The following is a 17665-nucleotide window of genomic DNA, read 5'->3' on the forward strand; positions in this document are numbered from 1 at the left end:
CATGGTCTATAAAGGTTAAAGAAAATTTAAGAAAACGCACTCAAAATAGGGAAATTCGTTGACTTTATTGAAAAATAGGACTAAAATAGCAAGGTAAAAATTTTTTAAAGGAGAATTCATTATGTTGAATTTAAAGATCTTGGCACTCGGTATTGCCGTTCTAGGCGTTAGCCTTGGTGAAGGGATTTTGGTGGCTAATATTGCAAAATCTGCTGCACGACAACCAGAAATGTACAGTAAGTTACAAACACTTATGATTATGGGGGTAGCCTTTATTGAAGGTACTTTCTTCGTTCTACTGGCGTCAACTTTCTTTGTCGGATAAAACGATTAAGAATTTATAAAAAAGAAGGAGGGGGTAGAGTTGGAAACTTCTGTAAATCCTACAATGGAATTTTTAGGGGTGAAATTCGACCTAACCATTCTCGCTATGTCCCTCTTAACTGTACTTTTGACATTTCTAATTATATTTTGGTCAAGTCGCAAGATGCAGCTAAAACCAAAAGGTAAGCAGAATGTTTTAGAGTGGATATATGAGTTTGTTCAGGGAATTATTAAACCCAATCTTGGACGCTATACTGGTAATTACAGTCTCCTCTTCTTTGGCTTATTCTTCTTCTTACTAATTGCAAATAATATTGGCTTAGTAACAAAACTTGAAATTGGGGATTATAACTTATGGTCTTCTCCAACTTCGAATGCGGCTTATAATTTTGGCTTAGCCTTGTTAATTGCCATTATTGTTCATTTTGAAGGTATTCGTAAAAATGGTATCAAAAAATATCTAAAAGAATATTTGTCGCCAACACCAGTTATGCTGCCGATGAACCTTCTTGAAGAATTTACTAATGTTATTTCGCTGACGTTACGTCTGTATGGTAATATTTTTGCTGGTGAAATTGTTCTGAGTTTGTTGACTAGCTTTGCGCATTATAGCCCAATTGCTTGGCCGGTGGCGTTCATATTGAATGTCCTTTGGACAGGATTCTCAGTCTTTATTTCAGCTATTCAGGCATATGTATTTGTCATGTTATCGTCAACCTACATTGGTAAAAAAGTGAATCATGAAGAAGAATAAAGGAAAGGAGAAAGCATATTATGTCAACTTTGATTAATGCTACAAGTCTTGGTAATATTATTATCGTGACAGGCTCTTTTCTTCTTTTGCTTGTTCTTGTCAAACTATTTGCCTGGGAGCAAATTACAGGAATATTTGCAGCACGTGAAGAAAAGATTGCAAATGATATTGATGGTGCAGAGAATGCACGTCAAGAAGCAGAAACTTTGGCACAAAAGCGTGAAGTTGAATTGTCACAAGCTAAAGCGGAAGCTGGTCAAATCGTAGAAGAAGCCAAAGAGGCAGGAAATCATAAGAGTGAACAGATTGTCGCAGAGGCTCGCGATGAAGCGACTCGTTTAAAAGAAAAAGCAAGTCAAGATATTGAACAAAGTAAAGCAGAAGCTCTTTCTAGTGTTAAGGAAGAGGTTGCTGACTTAACAATCCTTTTAGCTGAAAAAATCATGACAGCTAACCTTGATAAGGAAGCGCAAAGTGGCTTGATTAACAGTTATCTTGACAAACTAGGAGATGCCTGATGACAAATAAGGAACAGGCTCTAATTGAGCAATATGCAAAAAGTCTCGTAGAAGTAGCTTCAGAGAAAAACTGTATCCCAAGTGTTCAAAGCGATATTCTAGCAATACTCAATGTTTTTGAACACACGGAATTAAGTAAAACTTTAGCTAGTTTGGCTGTTCCACGAGAAGAAAAAGCGACATTGGTTAGGTTACTTCAAGAGTCTAGTTCAGTTTATCTAAACAATTTTCTTGAGGTAATTTTGCAAAATGAGCGCGAAGTCTATCTTCAAGCAATCTTGCGCGGAGCTTTGGTAGAAATCGGGCGTATCACAAATGAGTACGATATTGTTGTAACAACAGCAGTGTCTTTATCCGATGAACAAAAGACACGTATTCGTGAGACTGTTGCTCGTAAATTCGATGTCAAAGCGGGACGTTTGATTGAGAAGATTGATCAGTCTATCATTGGTGGCTTTGTCATAAATGTTAATAATAAGGTGATTGACGCAAGTATTCGTCGTCAATTGCAACAAGTAAAAATGAATTTAAAATAGAAAGTGGTGTGACTTTTGGCAATTAATGCACAAGAAATTAGCGCTTTAATTAAAAAGCAAATTGAAAACTTCCAGCCAAATTTTGACGTCACAGAAACTGGTGTCGTTACCTATGTGGGTGACGGTATTGCGCGTGCTCGAGGACTTGATAATGCCATGAGTGGGGAACTGCTTGAGTTTTCAAATGGTGCTTACGGTATGGCACAAAACCTTGAGTCAAACGATGTTGGTATCATTATCCTTGGGGATTTTTCAGCTATTCGTGAAGGTGATGAGGTTAAACGTACTGGTAAAATCATGGAAGTGCCAGTTGGTGAATCTCTTATCGGTCGTGTTGTCAATCCGCTTGGTCAGCCAGTAGATGGGCTTGGAGAGATTGTAACAACAGCGACTCGCCCAGTTGAAACGCCTGCACCAGGTGTTATGCAACGTAAATCAGTTTCTGAACCTCTCCAAACAGGTTTAAAGGCTATTGATGCCTTGGTTCCAATTGGACGTGGCCAACGTGAATTGATTATCGGTGACCGTCAAACAGGTAAAACATCAGTTGCGATTGATGCTATCTTGAATCAAAAAGGTCAAGATATGATTTGTATCTATGTGGCTATTGGTCAAAAAGAATCAACCGTTCGTACACAGGTTGAAACGCTTCGTAAATATGGAGCACTTGATTATACAATCGTTGTAACAGCCTCGGCATCACAACCATCACCACTGCTGTATATCGCACCTTATGCTGGTGTTGCAATGGCAGAAGAGTTTATGTACAATGGCAAACATGTTTTGATTGTTTACGATGATTTGTCAAAACAAGCTGTAGCTTACCGTGAATTATCCTTGCTTCTTCGTCGTCCACCAGGTCGTGAAGCTTATCCGGGGGATGTTTTCTATCTTCACAGTCGTTTACTTGAACGTTCAGCTAAGGTTTCAGATGCTCTGGGTGGTGGCTCAATTACAGCCCTTCCATTTATTGAAACGCAAGCTGGTGACATCTCAGCCTATATTGCAACAAACGTGATTTCAATTACTGATGGACAAATTTTCTTGCAAGAAAATCTCTTCAATTCTGGTATTCGTCCAGCCATTGATGCGGGTTCGTCAGTGTCGCGTGTTGGTGGGTCTGCCCAGATTAAGGCTATGAAGAAAGTTGCCGGTACCCTTCGTCTTGACTTGGCTTCTTACCGTGAACTTGAAGCCTTTACGCAATTTGGTTCTGACCTTGATGCTGCAACTCAAGCGAAATTAAATCGCGGTCGTCGCACAGTCGAAGTATTGAAGCAACCGCTCCATAAACCACTTGCTGTTGAAAAGCAAGTTGTCATTCTTTATGCATTGACACATGGTTTCTTGGATGATGTTCCAGTTAATGATATTTTGGCCTTTGAAGAAGCTTTGTATGATTATTTTGAAGTTCACTATGAATCAATCTTTGAAACGATTCGTACTACTAAAGATCTTCCAGAAGAAGCAGTGTTGGATGCTGCAATCCAAGCCTTTAAAGATCAAGCGAATTTTAACTGATAGGAGGGTTTATTATGGCAGGCTCTCTTAGTGAAATTAAAGCCAAAATTGTTTCAACGCAAAAAACCAGCCATATTACTGGTGCTATGCATATGGTTTCTGCTAGTAAACTGACCAAGTCAGAACAAGCTGCTAAAGATTTTCAAGTCTATGCAACTAAAATACGTCAGATTACAACGGATCTCTTGCATTCAGACTTAGTCCACGGTTCCAACAATCCAATGTTGGCGACGCGTCCTGTCAAAAAAACAGGTTATATCGTTATCACATCTGATAAGGGTCTTGTTGGTGGTTATAATTCTAAAATTCTCAAGGCTATGATGGACATCATTGAAGAGTATCACAATGAGGATGACTACGCTATTATATCTATCGGTGGTGTAGGTTCAGACTTTTTCAAAGCTCGTGGTATGAACGTTTCTTTCGAACTCCGAGGGCTTGAGGATCACCCATCTTTTGAGCAAGTTGGACAAATTATTTCCCAATCTGTTGAAATGTATAAAAGTGAACTCTTTGACGAACTTTATGTGTGTTATAATCACCATGTCAATAGTTTAACGAGTCAAGTACGTGTGCAGCAGATGTTGCCAATAGGAGACTTGGATGTTGAAGAGTCCGAAGCTCCGGCATCAGCTAATTTTGAATTGGAACCAAATCGTGAAGCTATTTTAGAACAACTCTTGCCTCAATATACAGAAAGTATGATTTACGGGGCTATCGTTGATGCTAAAACGGCAGAGCATGCTGCTGGAATGACAGCTATGCAGACTGCTACAGATAACGCTAAAAATGTTATTAACGAGTTGACCATTCAATATAACCGTGCACGCCAAGCAGCCATTACGCAAGAAATCACAGAGATTATTGCGGGTGCAAATGCGTTGGAATAAGAAAAGTGAGACATTCAACTCATAAAAAGGAATATATCTAGAAATCTAAAAAGGAGAAATAGATGAGCTCAGGCAAAATTGCTCAGGTTGTTGGACCAGTCGTTGACGTTGCATTTGCAGCAGGCGACAAACTTCCTGAGATAAATAATGCGTTGATTGTTTATAAAAATGGCGATAAAGCGCAAAAAATCGTTCTCGAAGTTGCTCTTGAACTTGGTGACGGACTTGTGCGTACAATCGCAATGGAATCAACTGATGGGCTTACACGTGGGTTAGAAGTTTTTGATACTGGCCGTGCAATTAGTGTACCAGTTGGTAAAGAAACTTTGGGACGCGTTTTCAATGTACTTGGCGATACCATTGATTTGGAAGAACCATTTGCTGAAGATGCTGAACGACAACCGATCCATAAAAAAGCACCATCTTTTGATGAATTATCAACAGCATCAGAAATTCTTGAAACAGGTATTAAAGTTATTGACCTTCTTGCCCCTTATCTAAAGGGTGGTAAAGTTGGACTTTTCGGTGGTGCCGGAGTTGGTAAAACCGTCCTTATTCAAGAATTGATTCACAACATTGCACAAGAACACGGTGGTATTTCAGTGTTTACTGGTGTTGGGGAACGTACACGTGAAGGAAATGACCTTTACTGGGAAATGAAAGAATCTGGCGTTATTGAAAAAACAGCCATGGTCTTTGGTCAAATGAATGAGCCACCTGGAGCACGTATGCGTGTTGCTTTGACTGGTTTGACCATTGCCGAGTACTTCCGTGATGTAGAAGGGCAAGATGTGCTTCTCTTCATTGATAATATTTTCCGTTTCACTCAAGCGGGTTCCGAAGTATCAGCCCTTCTTGGTCGTATGCCTTCAGCCGTTGGTTATCAACCTACTCTTGCGACTGAAATGGGGCAATTACAAGAGCGTATTACATCAACTAAAAAAGGTTCTGTCACTTCTATCCAAGCGATTTATGTACCAGCTGATGACTACACTGACCCAGCGCCAGCAACAGCTTTCGCTCACTTGGATTCAACAACTAACCTTGAACGTAAACTGACTCAAATGGGGATTTACCCTGCTGTTGACCCATTGGCTTCAAGTTCACGTGCTCTTTCTCCAGAAATTGTTGGTGAGGAGCATTATGCAGTAGCAACAGAAGTTCAACGTGTTCTTCAACGTTACCGTGAATTGCAAGACATCATTGCTATCTTGGGTATGGATGAATTGTCAGACGAGGAAAAGACTCTGGTAGGTCGTGCTCGTCGTATCCAATTCTTCTTGTCACAAAACTTTAATGTTGCAGAACAATTTACTGGTCAACCAGGTTCGTATGTACCAGTTGCAGAAACTGTTCGTGGCTTTAAAGAAATTCTTGAAGGAAAATATGACAATCTTCCTGAAGATGCCTTCCGTAATGTTGGCCCTATTGAAGATGTTGTTGCTAAAGCACAAAAAATGGGCTACTAATGAGGTGATGTCATGAAATATATGACTGTTCAAGTTGTCACACCTGATGGTGTTCGCTACGACCATCATGCCACATACATTTCTATTAGAACTCTTGATGGGGACATGGGAATTCTCCCCGATCACGTCAATATCATTGCGCCACTTATTGTTCATGAAATGAAAATTCGTCGTATTGATGATGAAAATCATGTGGACTGGGTTGCTATAAATGGAGGGATAATAGAAGTTCGTGATAATTTTGTTACAATTGTTGCGGACTCTGCTGAACGTGAACGAGATATTGATGTCAGCCGTGCAGAACGAGCGAAGTTGCGTGCCGAACGTAAAATACAAGCCGCTCAGACGACACATGATATTGACGAAGTCCGTCGTGCTCAAGTTGCTCTTCGCCGCGCTCTTAATCGTATCAATGTTGGAAGTCACCGTTAGGTTATCTACTTTTTTAGGATAAACAGCAAAAACCGCACTGAGGCGGTTTTTTTGCTGTTTGTATCTTAGGGGTTCATGCTATAATGGAGAAAAAGGAGTCATCATGCGTTTAGATAAATTTTTAGTAGAAGCTGGAGTAGGTTCGCGTACAGAGGTAAAGCAGCTTTTAAAGAAGAAAATGGTTAAAGTCAATGATGTTGTGGAAAGCTCTGCCAAGCGTCATATTAATGAAATTACGGATAAAATCACTTGTCAAGGTCAAGCTTTGACTTACGAAAAATATGTTTATTATCTTCTCAACAAGCCTAAGGGAGTTATTTCGGCGACTGAAGACAATCATCATCAAACGGTTCTTGATTTGCTGGATAAAAAAGCCAGGGACAAGGCAGTGTTTCCTGTTGGTCGTCTGGATATTGATACACATGGTCTGCTTTTGTTGACTAATAATGGACCTTTGGCACATGCTATGCTATCGCCCAAACGTCATATAGATAAGCTTTATCAGGCTAAGGTCGAAGGCATCATGACTGACGAGGATGTTGAGGCTTTTGAAAAGGGAATTATTTTAGAGGATTTTACCTGTCAGCCGGCGCAACTGGTCATAAAAGAGATTGACAATCTTACTCAGACGACTATAGTGCAAATTACGATTAAGGAAGGGAAGTTTCATCAAATCAAGCGAATGGTGGCAGCATGTGGTAAGAAGGTAGTAGATTTACAGAGATTAGGCATGGGGCCGCTGGCTTTGGAGAAAAACTTGTCCTTGGGACAGTGGCGTCATCTGACTTCTGAGGAATTGGAACGTCTGGTGGTCTTCAACGTTGATTTGTAAAAAGCAGGGTCAAACAGAAATAAATATATATTGTTACCGCTTAGTTTATTTTTACTGCTACAATGGATAAAGAAATTTCGTTTCTGTAGCAGCTGCAATAGTGTTAGAAGTCTATATTCAATTTTCAATACGAGGAGTTTATTTACCAAGGTAAAACTTAGAACCTGTAGTCATGATTAGCGCTTCACTTGTGAATACAGGTTCTTATTTACAATCTTTATTTATAGCTATTTAGCTTACATTTATGACTTCGCCTAATGAGGGAACTTCAAATAATTTGAGCATTTAATGGAAGTGACAAACTATCATAAGCTTCATCTCCTACAGGAAACAATCCTTCGAAATGTACAAGCTACCCGCAGCAAATAACACGAACTTCATTTATTCTATTCCTCACCTCCGTTGGTCTTTACCTAGACTGGTGGATAAAATCTCACAGCACACTGAATGACTAAAAAAGCTTAGAGATTGTGTAAAAGCTTAACTCAAGAATCAGTGGCGCTGATTGAGGTAGAATAGAATTTCACCCAATAAAGCCAATAACATTGGATTAGCATAAGTGGGGGCGGGCTGTCAGTGTGCATAATGATAAAAGTGTAAGAAGTTGACTATTTTATTCTCAATAAGTCAGCTTTTTAAATAGCCCATTCTCCGCCTCGGAAGATAGGGACGGTTTTGCCATCTGCTGTGATACCATCAATATCCATTTTGTCTGAACCAATCATAAAATCCACGTGAGTAGTTGAACGATTGAGCCCAGCTGCATCTAACTCTTCTGAAGTCATTTCAGTTCCTTTTTCAATGTTAAAAGCATAGGCTTGCCCGATTGCCAGATGATTAGAAGCGTTTTCATCGAAAAGTGTGTTGAAGAATGTCAAGCCAGAAAGTGAGATAGCTGTCTTGTGGGGAACAAGAGCAACTTCTCCAAGTGAACGGGCACCATCATTTTCCTCAATAAGGCGTTTGATAGTTTCTTCTCCTTTTTTGGCTGTCACCTCGATGATTTTACCGTTTTGGAAGGTGAAGGTCATATCTTCAATCACCACACCAGCATAGCTTAATGGTTTGGTGGAAGTTACATAGTCATCAGCACGATGATAATCAGGAGCGGAAAAGACTTCCTCAGTTGGCATATTTGCAATGAAGAGTTCACCTTGAGCATTGATACTACCTGCTGCCTCCCAAACATGATTTTTAGGCATACCAAGCGTCAAATCTGTTCCAGGTGCGATGTAGTGAAGAGCATCAAACTGAAACTTGTTAAGGATATCAGCTTTTGATGTCAGACGTTTTTGATGTTCATCCCAAGCCTTGATTGGATCTTCCTCGTAGATACGGTTCATTTTGAAGATGGCATTCCAAAGAGCATCAATTTGTTCTTCGGGAGTACTTAGCTCTGGAAATACCATAGCTGCCCATTCGGGACTTGTGGCAGCTGCTAGAGTCCAGCTAATCTGATTGGCCTGAGTGGCTGTCCGTTGAGCGTCAAGTGCAATAGCAGTAGCACGTGTGGCTGCGGCCAGAAGATCTGGGTTTACACTTGCAAAAACATTTGGGTCTGCTGAGCGAACGACTAGCCGACTGGCTTTTTTAGCTAAAAAATGATCAGATTTTGCAACAATGTAATCAGCAACAGAAGTTATTCGATCTTCGTCTGCGTGGAGCAATTTTTCTAAGGTAATCTGGTCATCCACATAATCTACTACAACCTCGGCAGCGCCGTAAGTATAGGCAGTCTTAGTCAATAGGCGTGCCAAGTGGCTATGTTCAACGGCAATCGTAATAATAAGGGTGTGTCCTTTTTGGATATTTACCCCTTTTGCAATGAGTAAGTTGGCATATTTTTTTTAAATTTTCTTCAAAGTTTGGTAATACCATAAAATTCTCCTTTATTTTTTCTTACTGACTTACTCTAGCATATTTCAATAAAAATCACAAGAAAGCTGAAAACGTTTCAATTGAATTCAAATGGCTAGTGTTTGCTTTATTAGCAAAATCATGTTAAGATAGAACTAGCAAAATTCAGTAAAAGAGGTGTGGACTGTGGCTTTTGGAGAAAATGGACCACGTAAAAAAACAGCATTTGAAAAATTGACTTTGTTTGTTGTTATTTTGATGGTTCTTGTAACCGTTGGTGGATTGATTGCGACAGCGATTGCGTCCATCCTGTAAGACGCTGTTAAGCGTTTTTTTATGCTTGCAAATGAGTGCGAGTCATTTTATAAAAAGTAGGAAAAAAGTATGAGTATGTTTTTAGATACTGCCAAGATTAGCGTTAAGGCTGGTCGTGGTGGTGATGGTATGGTGGCCTTTCGCCGAGAAAAATATGTGCCAAATGGCGGTCCTTGGGGTGGCGATGGCGGCAAGGGAGGCTCGGTTGTCTTTAAAGTAGATGAAGGGCTTCGCACCCTCATGGACTTTCGTTACAATCGACGTTTTAAGGCAAAAGATGGTGAAAAAGGCATGACTAAGGGTATGCACGGACGCGGGTCAGATGACTTGATTGTGCACGTGCCTCAAGGGACAACTGTCCGTGATGCAGAAACTGGTAAGGTCATTACAGACCTTGTAGAAAACGGTCAGGAATTTATCGTGGCTCATGGTGGTCGTGGTGGCCGAGGGAATATCCGTTTTGCAACCCCTCGTAATCCTGCGCCAGAAATCGCTGAAAATGGCGAACTCGGTGAAGAACGTGAGTTGGAATTAGAATTGAAAATTTTGGCAGATGTAGGACTAGTTGGCTTTCCATCTGTCGGGAAATCAACCCTTCTCAGCGTGGTTTCGGCTGCAAAACCAAAAATTGGTGCTTACCACTTCACCACAATCGTGCCCAATCTTGGGATGGTACGTACGAAGTCTGGGGATAGCTTTGCCATGGCTGATCTCCCAGGATTGATTGAGGGAGCTAGCCAAGGTGTAGGACTAGGAACGCAATTCCTTCGACATATTGAGCGTACTCGTGTGATCTTACATGTTATCGATATGTCAGCTAGCGAAGGACGTGATCCTTATGAAGATTATTGTCAAATCAATAAGGAGCTAGAAACTTATAATCTTCGTCTCCTAGAGCGTCCTCAAATTATCGTAGCCAACAAGATGGATATGCCGGAAGCTGAGGAAAATCTGAAGGTCTTCAAAGAAAAATTGGCTGCTGAATATGATGAATTTGACGAATTGCCAATGATTTTCCCAATTTCATCTCTGACTCATCAAGGTTTGGAAAATCTTCTGGAAGCAACTGCAGAATTACTTGAACAGACAGATGAATTTCTTCTTTACACTGAGGATGACATGGAACAAGAAGAGGTTTATTATGGCTTTGAGGCTGATGAACGTCCGTTTGAAATTAGTCGTGATGATGATGCGACTTGGGTTCTATCTGGTGAAAAACTTGAAAAACTCTTTATCATGACTAATATGGAGCGTGATGAGTCTGTCATGAAATTTGCACGTCAATTACGTGGTATGGGAGTTGATGAAGCACTTCGTGAGCGCGGTGCCAAGGATGGAGACCTTGTTCGTATCGGTAACTTCGTTTTTGAATTTGTGGATTAACTTCAAAGGTTTAGTTGCGCCTAAAGTCAACAACTAAATCGTAGAGAGTGAACAGAGGTCATGAATTTAGGAGAAGTTCGATTTCGTTGTCTCAACCTCTAGTTTATTCGTTTAAAAGGTGATTAAATCAGAATTACTTTTCTCACATCATAAGTTTTTGAACAACGTATCAATAAGATAGTGGAACATAAGTACGTTATCTTCAATTTCTTTAATCATTCAAGTAAGTGAGGTATTTTATGGGAGATAAGCCGATATCATTCAAGGATAAGGATGGAAATTTTGTTTCAGCTGCCGATGTTTGGAATGCTGAAAAATTAGAAGAACTCTTTAACGCGTTGAATCCAAAGCGAAAATTACGGCTTGAGCGTGAGCGATTAGCCAAAGAAAAGTCTAAAATAGAATAAAATCGGGGCAGTGAGTCTGCTCCGATTTTTGTTTAATACTCTTCGAAAATCAAAATTATCCGTTGTCAACTTGCCTTGATGAACTCAAGTTCTATCGTCGGCTTCGTTTCCTAGGCTACTTTTGATTTTCATTGAGTATAAGCGAGTTCTTTTAGAGTAACGTGATCTAGCTCATACGATTTCTTGGCTACCTCCTTGATAAATAACCGATCATGAGAGACTGAAATTAAACATCCAGGAAAATCTGCCAACAACTGGCGAATAATTGGTTGACTGGTCGGTGAAAAGTGACGTGTTGGCTCATCTAAAATAAGGACATTATTTCCTGCTAAAACCATCCTAGCCAGAAAGAGTTTTGCTTTTTGTCCACCGGAAAGATGGCTGACAGAGTGAGTAATTTCTTCGCGAGTGAATTGTAAGCTAGCCAACAGCATCCGGGCTTTCTCCTCACTGCTGACTGCTGTGAGAAATTGTAGGGCGGACTGCCTGTCATCCAGCAGGTCTTCGTAGTGTTGCGGCATGTAGCCGACAGAAAGCTCTGACTTTGTGTCCAACTCAGCGATAAGTTCTTTTAGCAGGCGGGTCTTGCCGATACCATTTTGCCCCGTGATAACCAGCTTATCCTGCCCCCGAACCTCTAACGCAATCACCTGACCTGTTGGCAAAGGATGTTGCTCCCAGCGAAGTAGGACTTTGCTAACTGGCAAAGGCTTGATATGAGAGAAAAAGAGATTGATAGCCTCCATATCTTGAGGGATTTCATGAAAATTCTCAGCTTCCTTGGCGTAGCGCTTTTCCTGCGACAGGACATTTTTCATTTTCTTAGCAATAAGTCGGCCAGCGGTAGCGTCATGCGTATTTCGAACGGTGTGCTCCACACTCTGATGGATGCGATGATGTCGCGCCATTTTCTTGGCATGCTCCTCGCGTTCTTTTTGTGCTACTTGCATCTGTTTGTTGAAGGTTACCTGACGCCAGGTCTTGTATGAATTATAATCTCCTTGGAAATAGCTAGCGCGGGGCTCCTGACGCTTTTTTAGTAGTTCAAGGTGGAGAATAGCGGTAGCTGTGTGTTCTAGCAGAGCTTCGTCGTGGGAGATGAAGATAACGGTCTTATCCGTCTCATGGATAAATCTCTCTAACCATTTTAGACTGCCTAGATCCAAATCGCTGGATGGCTCATCCAAAATCAGTAAATCAGGATCCGTTGCCAGTAATTTGAGTAACTGACATTTGATTTTTTCACCGCCAGATAGACTTCTCATGAGTTGCAGATTACTGTCTAGTCGCTGGCTACTCATCTGCAGTAGCTCTGCCATTTTATAAAAAAGATTAAAATCAAACTGGTTGTAATCCAAATCTTGAAAAAGAAAGTTGCTGACAGTTTTTTCCAAATCCTCTGTTGGTAAATCTTGGGGCAGGTAAGCAGTGTTGACGAACTGATTGTGAATCTTACCATCAAGGATGGCATAATTGGCAAGATGTTCAGGTGAGACAATAGCTTTGATGAGAGTAGATTTGCCAGTACCTTCTTCACCGATGATGGCTAGCTTGTCACCATGATTAACAACGAGTGATAGGTCCTTGATGAGCGTCTGTAAATCTTTTTGATGACTGATGGTTAAGTGGTCAATTTTTAGCATATAAAAATTCCTTTCAAATAATAAAAACTCTCTACCTTACCAAGTAGAGAGTTGAAAGTGAGCGGGAATCTGTTAAGCAGTAAGTTCGACACCAAGTCACAGGAAAAGTGATATTGGTGTAGCTAAAAAGACTTACATTTGTTCCTTAAAGGCAGAGCAAGAAAGCGCACTAAAAAACATAACTTGATAAGGAATATCAACAATTAGTTTCTTAGTTTTTCATGGCTCCTTGTACCTCCGAGATTTATTCGTATATAGTCTAACAAAACGTTTTCAAAAAGTCAAAGAAAATACTACAATATAAAAATTTAAGAAGTTACTAATGAAGAGATGATTGTTATTGGATATTCAGAGAGTGGCAGACCAACTTTTTCAAAAAATTAGCAGATAAAACGAAATTACTGTTCGTTACCTTGGATTGTTAATTGGAAAGAAGGTAAAAGTGGTATCCCCCGAAATATTTGTTGAATGGACTCCTTAATAGGTTATAAATGGTAATTACAATTAGTTTAAGCTAGATGTTTTGAAGCTTATGAAACGGTCTTCTTTCTGGATTGCCCCTTGGTAGTTTGTCTTTTAGAAATTGAGAAAAGAAGATGAGAACTTTATAGTCTTCATGAAAAAATTTTCGACTGAAGATAAGCTAAATCTTTTTGAGTAGCTAGCAACTTCTCAGAATAGATACTACATATTTTTAAGAAAATGAGCGATGCTGATAACATTATAAAAGGAACCGCTTGTTTGCGATTCCTTTTTATGTTTTTACACATTCAAGACCTTATCCAAGAAATCTTTGAGACGTGGGTGTTGTGGGTTGTCGAAGATTTGTTCTGGTGTGCCATCTTCGAGGAATTGTCCGCCATCGGTGAAGATGACGCGGTTGGCAACCTTGCGAGCAAATCCCATTTCGTGGGTAACAATCAGCATGGTCATGCCCTGTTCAGCCAAGTCTTTCATAACGTTGAGAACGTCTCCGACCATTTCAGGGTCAAGTGCTGATGTAGGTTCATCAAAGAGCATGATGTCAGGATTCATGGCCAAGCTTCGTGCGATAGCGACACGTTGCTTTTGACCACCAGACAAACTGTCAGGTTTAGCGGTAGCTTTGTCAGATAAGCCAACTTTTTCCAATAATTCTAAGGCGTGCTTTTCAGCCTCTTCCTTGTTTTCCTTGCCCAGTTCAATGGGAGCAAAGGTAATATTTTCAAGAACAGTCATGTGTGGGAAAAGGTTGAAGTGCTGAAATACCATTCCGATATTTTCACGTGCTTTGTCAACATTGGTACTTTTATCTGAAAGTTCATAACCGTCAACAACGACTTTTCCACTTGTGATTGTTTCAAGTAAGTTGAGAGTACGAAGGAAGGTTGATTTACCAGAACCTGAAGGACCGATGATACAAACGACATCACCTTCGTAGAATTTGGCGTCAATACCTTTTAAAACTTCATTTTGTCCATAAGATTTGTGTAAGTCTTGGACATCAATTTTTAATTCTGCCATTATTTAAGCCTCTTTTCTAATCGTTTTGCGAGACGTGTCAAAATAGTAATCATCACAAGGTAGATGATTGCCAAGATAGCATACATACGGAAGGATTGATAGTTGCGAGCGATGATGATTTTACCTGTTTGGAAAAGTTCGACAAGTCCGATAGCCGACACGATAGTCGTATCTTTGAGTGAGATGACAAACTGATTGATAAAGCTTGGAAGCATTAATTTTACAGCCTGTGGCAAGATAACCTTACGCATGGTTGTATTGTAGGAAATACCTAAACTTCGACTGGCTTCCATTTGTCCTGATGGAACAGCTTCAATACCACCACGAACGATTTCAGCAATATAAGCTCCGCCATTAAGCGAAAGTGCAATTGTGGCAGCCATAAAATCATTGATTGGACTTTGATGACCTGTGATGGATTCAATAAGGTTTGGGATTCCCCAGAAAATGAAGGCTGCTACAATCATAAGTGGAATACCGCGTATCACATCCACGAAGATAGCTGCGATTGTACGAAGGACATTACTTGGACTGACGGCCATCATACCAAAGATGATACCGATAATAGTAGCAATGGCAAAAGAAATCAGGGTCAGGCTGAGGGTTGTTCTCAGACCTGAAAGTAATTGTTTGTAGTTGTTTGAAATTAAGCCAAAAATAGTCGTTTCGTCAACTGTTTTTGTTGATGTTTTTTCTTCTGTACCGAGGTATTTAGCGATGATTTTATCGTATTTTCCAGATTTTTTAAGGGCGGCAAGACCATTATTGAACATTTGGATGAGTTCAGGGTTTGTTCCTTTTTTAACGGCAAATCCATATTCACCAGAAGGTTCGCCATCAATAGGCGTTTCAAAGTTACGACCTTGGGTAATAGCATAGCGTAATACCGCTTCATCGTCCATGAGAGCATCAATGGATCCAGAATTCAAGCTATCATACATGGAAGAGGCTTCGTCAAAAGCTTTTAAAGTGTAGCCGTACTTGTCAGCATTCTTTTCTAAGAAAGTATAAGAAGCTGTGCCATTTTTTGCACCGACAGTGGCTCCTTTAAGGTCACTATAGTTTGTTACAGAACTTCCTTTTTTAACAGCAAGTAAGATTTTCGAGGTGTAGTAAGAATCCGAAAAATCAAAAATTTTTTTACGAGCATCAGTGATTGACATACCAGCCAAAACGGCATCAGCTTGTCCAGCTTGAACTGCATTTAGAGCAGCATCGAAACCGGGATTGCTCAATTCCACTGTAAAGCCTTGTTGTTTGGCGATAGCTTTAATGAGTTCAACGTCAATCCCAACGTATTTACCAGCATCATTTTGATATTCAAATGGTGCAAATGAAGAGTCCATGACAATCTTGTAGCTTGATTTGACAGGTGTGGCTTTAGCGTCAGCGTCTCCAGTTGATTCAGAAGCTGTCGTGTCACTGCCAAGCCACTTGCTCATGATAGCTGCATAAGTTCCGTCTTTTTTCATGGCAGCAAAGGCCTCGTTAAACTGTGGGATTAGGTATTCATAGTCACTGCCTTTTTTAACTGCAAAGCCGAAACTTCCCACTGCTTCACCATCCATATTAATGGCATAGGATTTTCCTTGGTTAATGGCGTATTGAACAACAGGTTTGTCATCCATGGCGGCATCAATCGCACCGCTGTCAAGGCTGTTATTCATCAGGTCACTTGTGTCAAATGTTTTAATGGTATAACCGTATTTGTCTTTATTTTTTTCAAGGAACGTTTGAGCAGCTGTACCATTTTTGACCCCTACAGTTTTCCCTTTCAGTTGACTATATTTTGAAATTTTAGCATCACTACGTGTATAAACAACGATGGTAGTATCAAAATAAGGATCGGAAAAAGTCATTACTTTTTTACGATCTTCTGTAATAGTCGTTCCTGCCATGAGGGCATCCGCTTGTCCAGATTGGACAGCGTTAACTGCGGCATCAAAGCCAGGGAAGGTCATATTAATGTCCCAACCTGCGCGTTTAGCAACTTCATTGATGATGTCAACGTCAATTCCTTTATATACTTGGTCAGAATCTTTAAATTCAAATGGCGCATATGCAGTATCCGAAACGATATCAATTGTATCGGCTGATGCTTTGGCGCCAAATACAAAGATTACTGATAACATTACTAGCATAAGAGCTTTAAGTCTGTTCTTCATGTAAGTCTCCTTTTTAAATAATTAGTTAAAATTATAACAAAAAACAGCAAATTAAGCAAATATTAAGAATTTTCATGTAAGAAAACGTAACATTATGATAATTGTGAGATGATTGAATCACTAAAATATTTGTGGTATAATTGTATTATTACGAAGTTACAAGGAGAATGTACAAATGTTTAAGAAACGAATGTTAGAAAATCATACTTACCGTTACGAGTCCTTGCCAGCATGGTTTACCATCTTAATCGTCTGTAGTATGGTTGTCTTATTCTTCCTTTTGGGGCAATTTGTAGGAGGAGCAACGTTTGGTTTGTTACTTATGCCGGTGGTATTTCTCAAACCTGAGATGGCTAGTACTTTACTTGGCTCAATTTATTTTCAGCTAGGTTTGTTTAGCTTTGTGGCATTAAGTCAATTTGCTTGGGTTAAATGGTATGAAAAACGCTCAATTACCAGTTTAGGTTTTTTTAAGCAAGGTTGGTTTTTGGAAATCCTCAAGGGTTGGGGTGTAGGTATGGAAATTTTCACCCTTGCTTTTGCCTTGACCTATCTATTTGGTGGGGTAAGGTTACAAAGCGTGGATTTTTCGTGGTCAACAGTTATCTATGTTTTATCAATTATCCCGTTTTGGTTTGTTCAAGGCGGTACAGAAGAGTTATTAACCCGCGGTTGGCTCTTGCCAATAATCAACAAGCGGAGTAATCTAGCGGTAGCGATTGGGATTTCGAGCAGTTTATTTGGTTTCATGCATTTGTCAAATTCTCATGTTACGATCTTTTCAATCATGGGAATTATTTTATCGGGTGTCTTCATGGCACTTTATATGCTAAAGACGGATAACCTCTGGGGTGTAGCAGGTCTTCACGGGGCTTGGAATTTCACGCAAGGTAACGTCTTTGGTGTAGCAGTTAGTGGGGCAGGTGCAGGAAAGTCACTCTTCCATTTTGTCAATAAAGCTGGCGCAGCAGACTGGGTTTCGGGTGGCCGATTTGGAACGGAAGGTAGTTTGCTGACGAGTTTGGTCTTACTTGTTGCTAGCATTATTCTAGCTCTGCTATTATACAAAGAAAAAGAAGTTGTAAAAGATTGAGTCTTAAAACTCAGTCTTTTTTG

General features: G+C 40.1%; 16 protein-coding genes and 1 pseudogene. 13 read left to right on the forward strand and 4 right to left on the reverse strand.

Going from position 1 to position 17665, the window contains the following annotated elements; all coding sequences use genetic code 11:
- Positions 1-121 precede the first annotated feature (121 nt).
- The 9 genes from A3I7_RS0101570 to A3I7_RS0101610 all read left to right on the forward strand — a co-directional run bounded on the left by A3I7_RS0101570 (position 122) and on the right by A3I7_RS0101610 (position 7276).
- A complete protein-coding gene (locus A3I7_RS0101570) occupies positions 122-325 on the forward strand; it encodes a F0F1 ATP synthase subunit C (protein ID WP_003064078.1) in 204 nt (67 codons plus the stop codon).
- A 39-nt stretch (positions 326-364) separates the two neighbouring features.
- Positions 365-1078 carry a F0F1 ATP synthase subunit A gene (gene atpB / locus A3I7_RS0101575; RefSeq protein WP_026217079.1) on the forward strand — a complete coding sequence of 238 codons (714 nt, stop codon included), beginning with the start codon at positions 365-367 and terminating at the stop codon, positions 1076-1078.
- Between the two features lie 20 nt (positions 1079-1098).
- Positions 1099-1596 (forward strand): F0F1 ATP synthase subunit B, encoded by a 498-nt coding sequence (gene atpF / locus A3I7_RS0101580; protein WP_018375031.1) that lies wholly within the window; start codon positions 1099-1101, stop codon positions 1594-1596.
- Positions 1596-2132 (forward strand): F0F1 ATP synthase subunit delta, encoded by a 537-nt coding sequence (locus tag A3I7_RS0101585; protein WP_018375032.1) that lies wholly within the window; start codon positions 1596-1598, stop codon positions 2130-2132. The genes atpF and A3I7_RS0101585 overlap by 1 nt, the downstream gene beginning before the upstream one ends.
- 15 nt (positions 2133-2147) lie before the next feature.
- Positions 2148-3653: a F0F1 ATP synthase subunit alpha gene (atpA, locus tag A3I7_RS0101590; RefSeq protein ID WP_018375033.1), complete on the forward strand. Its 1506-nt coding sequence runs from the start codon at positions 2148-2150 to the stop codon at positions 3651-3653.
- A 14-nt stretch (positions 3654-3667) separates the two neighbouring features.
- Positions 3668-4543 carry a F0F1 ATP synthase subunit gamma gene (locus A3I7_RS0101595; protein WP_018375034.1) on the forward strand — a complete coding sequence of 292 codons (876 nt, stop codon included), beginning with the start codon at positions 3668-3670 and terminating at the stop codon, positions 4541-4543.
- 62 nt (positions 4544-4605) lie between these two features.
- Entirely contained in the window at positions 4606-6012 is a 1407-nt protein-coding gene (gene atpD / locus A3I7_RS0101600) for a F0F1 ATP synthase subunit beta (RefSeq protein ID WP_018375035.1), read from the forward strand.
- Between the two features lie 12 nt (positions 6013-6024).
- Positions 6025-6444, forward strand: coding sequence for a F0F1 ATP synthase subunit epsilon (locus tag A3I7_RS0101605; protein ID WP_018375036.1), 420 nt, complete (start codon positions 6025-6027; stop codon positions 6442-6444).
- A 103-nt stretch (positions 6445-6547) separates the two neighbouring features.
- Positions 6548-7276 (forward strand): pseudouridine synthase, encoded by a 729-nt coding sequence (locus A3I7_RS0101610; protein WP_018375037.1) that lies wholly within the window; start codon positions 6548-6550, stop codon positions 7274-7276.
- 635 nt (positions 7277-7911) lie between these two features.
- Here the strand turns inward: A3I7_RS0101610 and A3I7_RS13010 are convergent.
- Positions 7912-9154 (reverse strand): annotated as a pseudogene (locus tag A3I7_RS13010) (aminopeptidase).
- A 165-nt stretch (positions 9155-9319) separates the two neighbouring features.
- Here A3I7_RS13010 and A3I7_RS13485 point away from each other — a divergent pair.
- The 3 genes from A3I7_RS13485 (at position 9320) to A3I7_RS13930 (ending at position 11238) form a co-directional block, all read left to right on the forward strand.
- Positions 9320-9448: a DUF4044 domain-containing protein gene (locus A3I7_RS13485; protein ID WP_018375039.1), complete on the forward strand. Its 129-nt coding sequence runs from the start codon at positions 9320-9322 to the stop codon at positions 9446-9448.
- Between the two features lie 69 nt (positions 9449-9517).
- Positions 9518-10831 carry a GTPase ObgE gene (gene obgE / locus A3I7_RS0101625; RefSeq protein ID WP_018375040.1) on the forward strand — a complete coding sequence of 438 codons (1314 nt, stop codon included), beginning with the start codon at positions 9518-9520 and terminating at the stop codon, positions 10829-10831.
- 239 nt (positions 10832-11070) lie between these two features.
- A complete protein-coding gene (locus A3I7_RS13930) occupies positions 11071-11238 on the forward strand; it encodes a hypothetical protein (RefSeq protein WP_018375041.1) in 168 nt (55 codons plus the stop codon).
- A gap of 128 nt (positions 11239-11366) precedes the next feature.
- Here A3I7_RS13930 and A3I7_RS0101635 read toward each other — a convergent pair whose 3' ends face one another.
- From A3I7_RS0101635 to A3I7_RS0101645, 3 genes are all read right to left on the reverse strand, one after another.
- A complete protein-coding gene (locus A3I7_RS0101635) occupies positions 11367-12881 on the reverse strand; it encodes an ATP-binding cassette domain-containing protein (protein WP_018375042.1) in 1515 nt (504 codons plus the stop codon).
- Positions 12882-13643: 762 nt separating this feature from the next.
- A complete protein-coding gene (locus tag A3I7_RS0101640) occupies positions 13644-14384 on the reverse strand; it encodes an amino acid ABC transporter ATP-binding protein (protein ID WP_018375043.1) in 741 nt (246 codons plus the stop codon).
- Entirely contained in the window at positions 14384-16549 is a 2166-nt protein-coding gene (locus A3I7_RS0101645; RefSeq protein ID WP_018375044.1) for an ABC transporter substrate-binding protein/permease, read from the reverse strand. Before A3I7_RS0101645 ends, A3I7_RS0101640 begins: the two co-directional genes overlap by 1 nt.
- Before the next feature lie 175 nt (positions 16550-16724).
- Between A3I7_RS0101645 and A3I7_RS0101650 the strand changes: the two genes are divergently transcribed.
- Positions 16725-17642 (forward strand): CPBP family intramembrane glutamic endopeptidase, encoded by a 918-nt coding sequence (locus A3I7_RS0101650; RefSeq protein WP_018375045.1) that lies wholly within the window; start codon positions 16725-16727, stop codon positions 17640-17642.
- Positions 17643-17665: the final 23 nt, after the last annotated feature.

This window comes from Streptococcus orisratti DSM 15617 (genome assembly GCF_000380105.1).
In the GTDB taxonomy this organism is placed as follows: domain Bacteria; phylum Bacillota; class Bacilli; order Lactobacillales; family Streptococcaceae; genus Streptococcus; species Streptococcus orisratti.

Coding starts and splice junctions, on each gene's coding strand:
- A3I7_RS0101570 (WP_003064078.1), top strand. CDS start 122: ATGTTGAATTTAAAGATCTTGGCACTCGGTATTGCCGTTCTAGGCGTT.
- atpF (WP_018375031.1), top strand. CDS start 1,099: ATGTCAACTTTGATTAATGCTACAAGTCTTGGTAATATTATTATCGTG.
- A3I7_RS0101585 (WP_018375032.1), top strand. CDS start 1,596: ATGACAAATAAGGAACAGGCTCTAATTGAGCAATATGCAAAAAGTCTC.
- A3I7_RS0101595 (WP_018375034.1), top strand. CDS start 3,668: ATGGCAGGCTCTCTTAGTGAAATTAAAGCCAAAATTGTTTCAACGCAA.
- atpD (WP_018375035.1), top strand. CDS start 4,606: ATGAGCTCAGGCAAAATTGCTCAGGTTGTTGGACCAGTCGTTGACGTT.
- A3I7_RS0101605 (WP_018375036.1), top strand. CDS start 6,025: ATGAAATATATGACTGTTCAAGTTGTCACACCTGATGGTGTTCGCTAC.
- A3I7_RS0101610 (WP_018375037.1), top strand. CDS start 6,548: ATGCGTTTAGATAAATTTTTAGTAGAAGCTGGAGTAGGTTCGCGTACA.
- obgE (WP_018375040.1), top strand. CDS start 9,518: ATGAGTATGTTTTTAGATACTGCCAAGATTAGCGTTAAGGCTGGTCGT.
- A3I7_RS13930 (WP_018375041.1), top strand. CDS start 11,071: ATGGGAGATAAGCCGATATCATTCAAGGATAAGGATGGAAATTTTGTT.
- A3I7_RS0101635 (WP_018375042.1), bottom strand. CDS start 12,881: ATGCTAAAAATTGACCACTTAACCATCAGTCATCAAAAAGATTTACAG.
- A3I7_RS0101640 (WP_018375043.1), bottom strand. CDS start 14,384: ATGGCAGAATTAAAAATTGATGTCCAAGACTTACACAAATCTTATGGA.
- A3I7_RS0101645 (WP_018375044.1), bottom strand. CDS start 16,549: ATGAAGAACAGACTTAAAGCTCTTATGCTAGTAATGTTATCAGTAATC.
- A3I7_RS0101650 (WP_018375045.1), top strand. CDS start 16,725: ATGTTTAAGAAACGAATGTTAGAAAATCATACTTACCGTTACGAGTCC.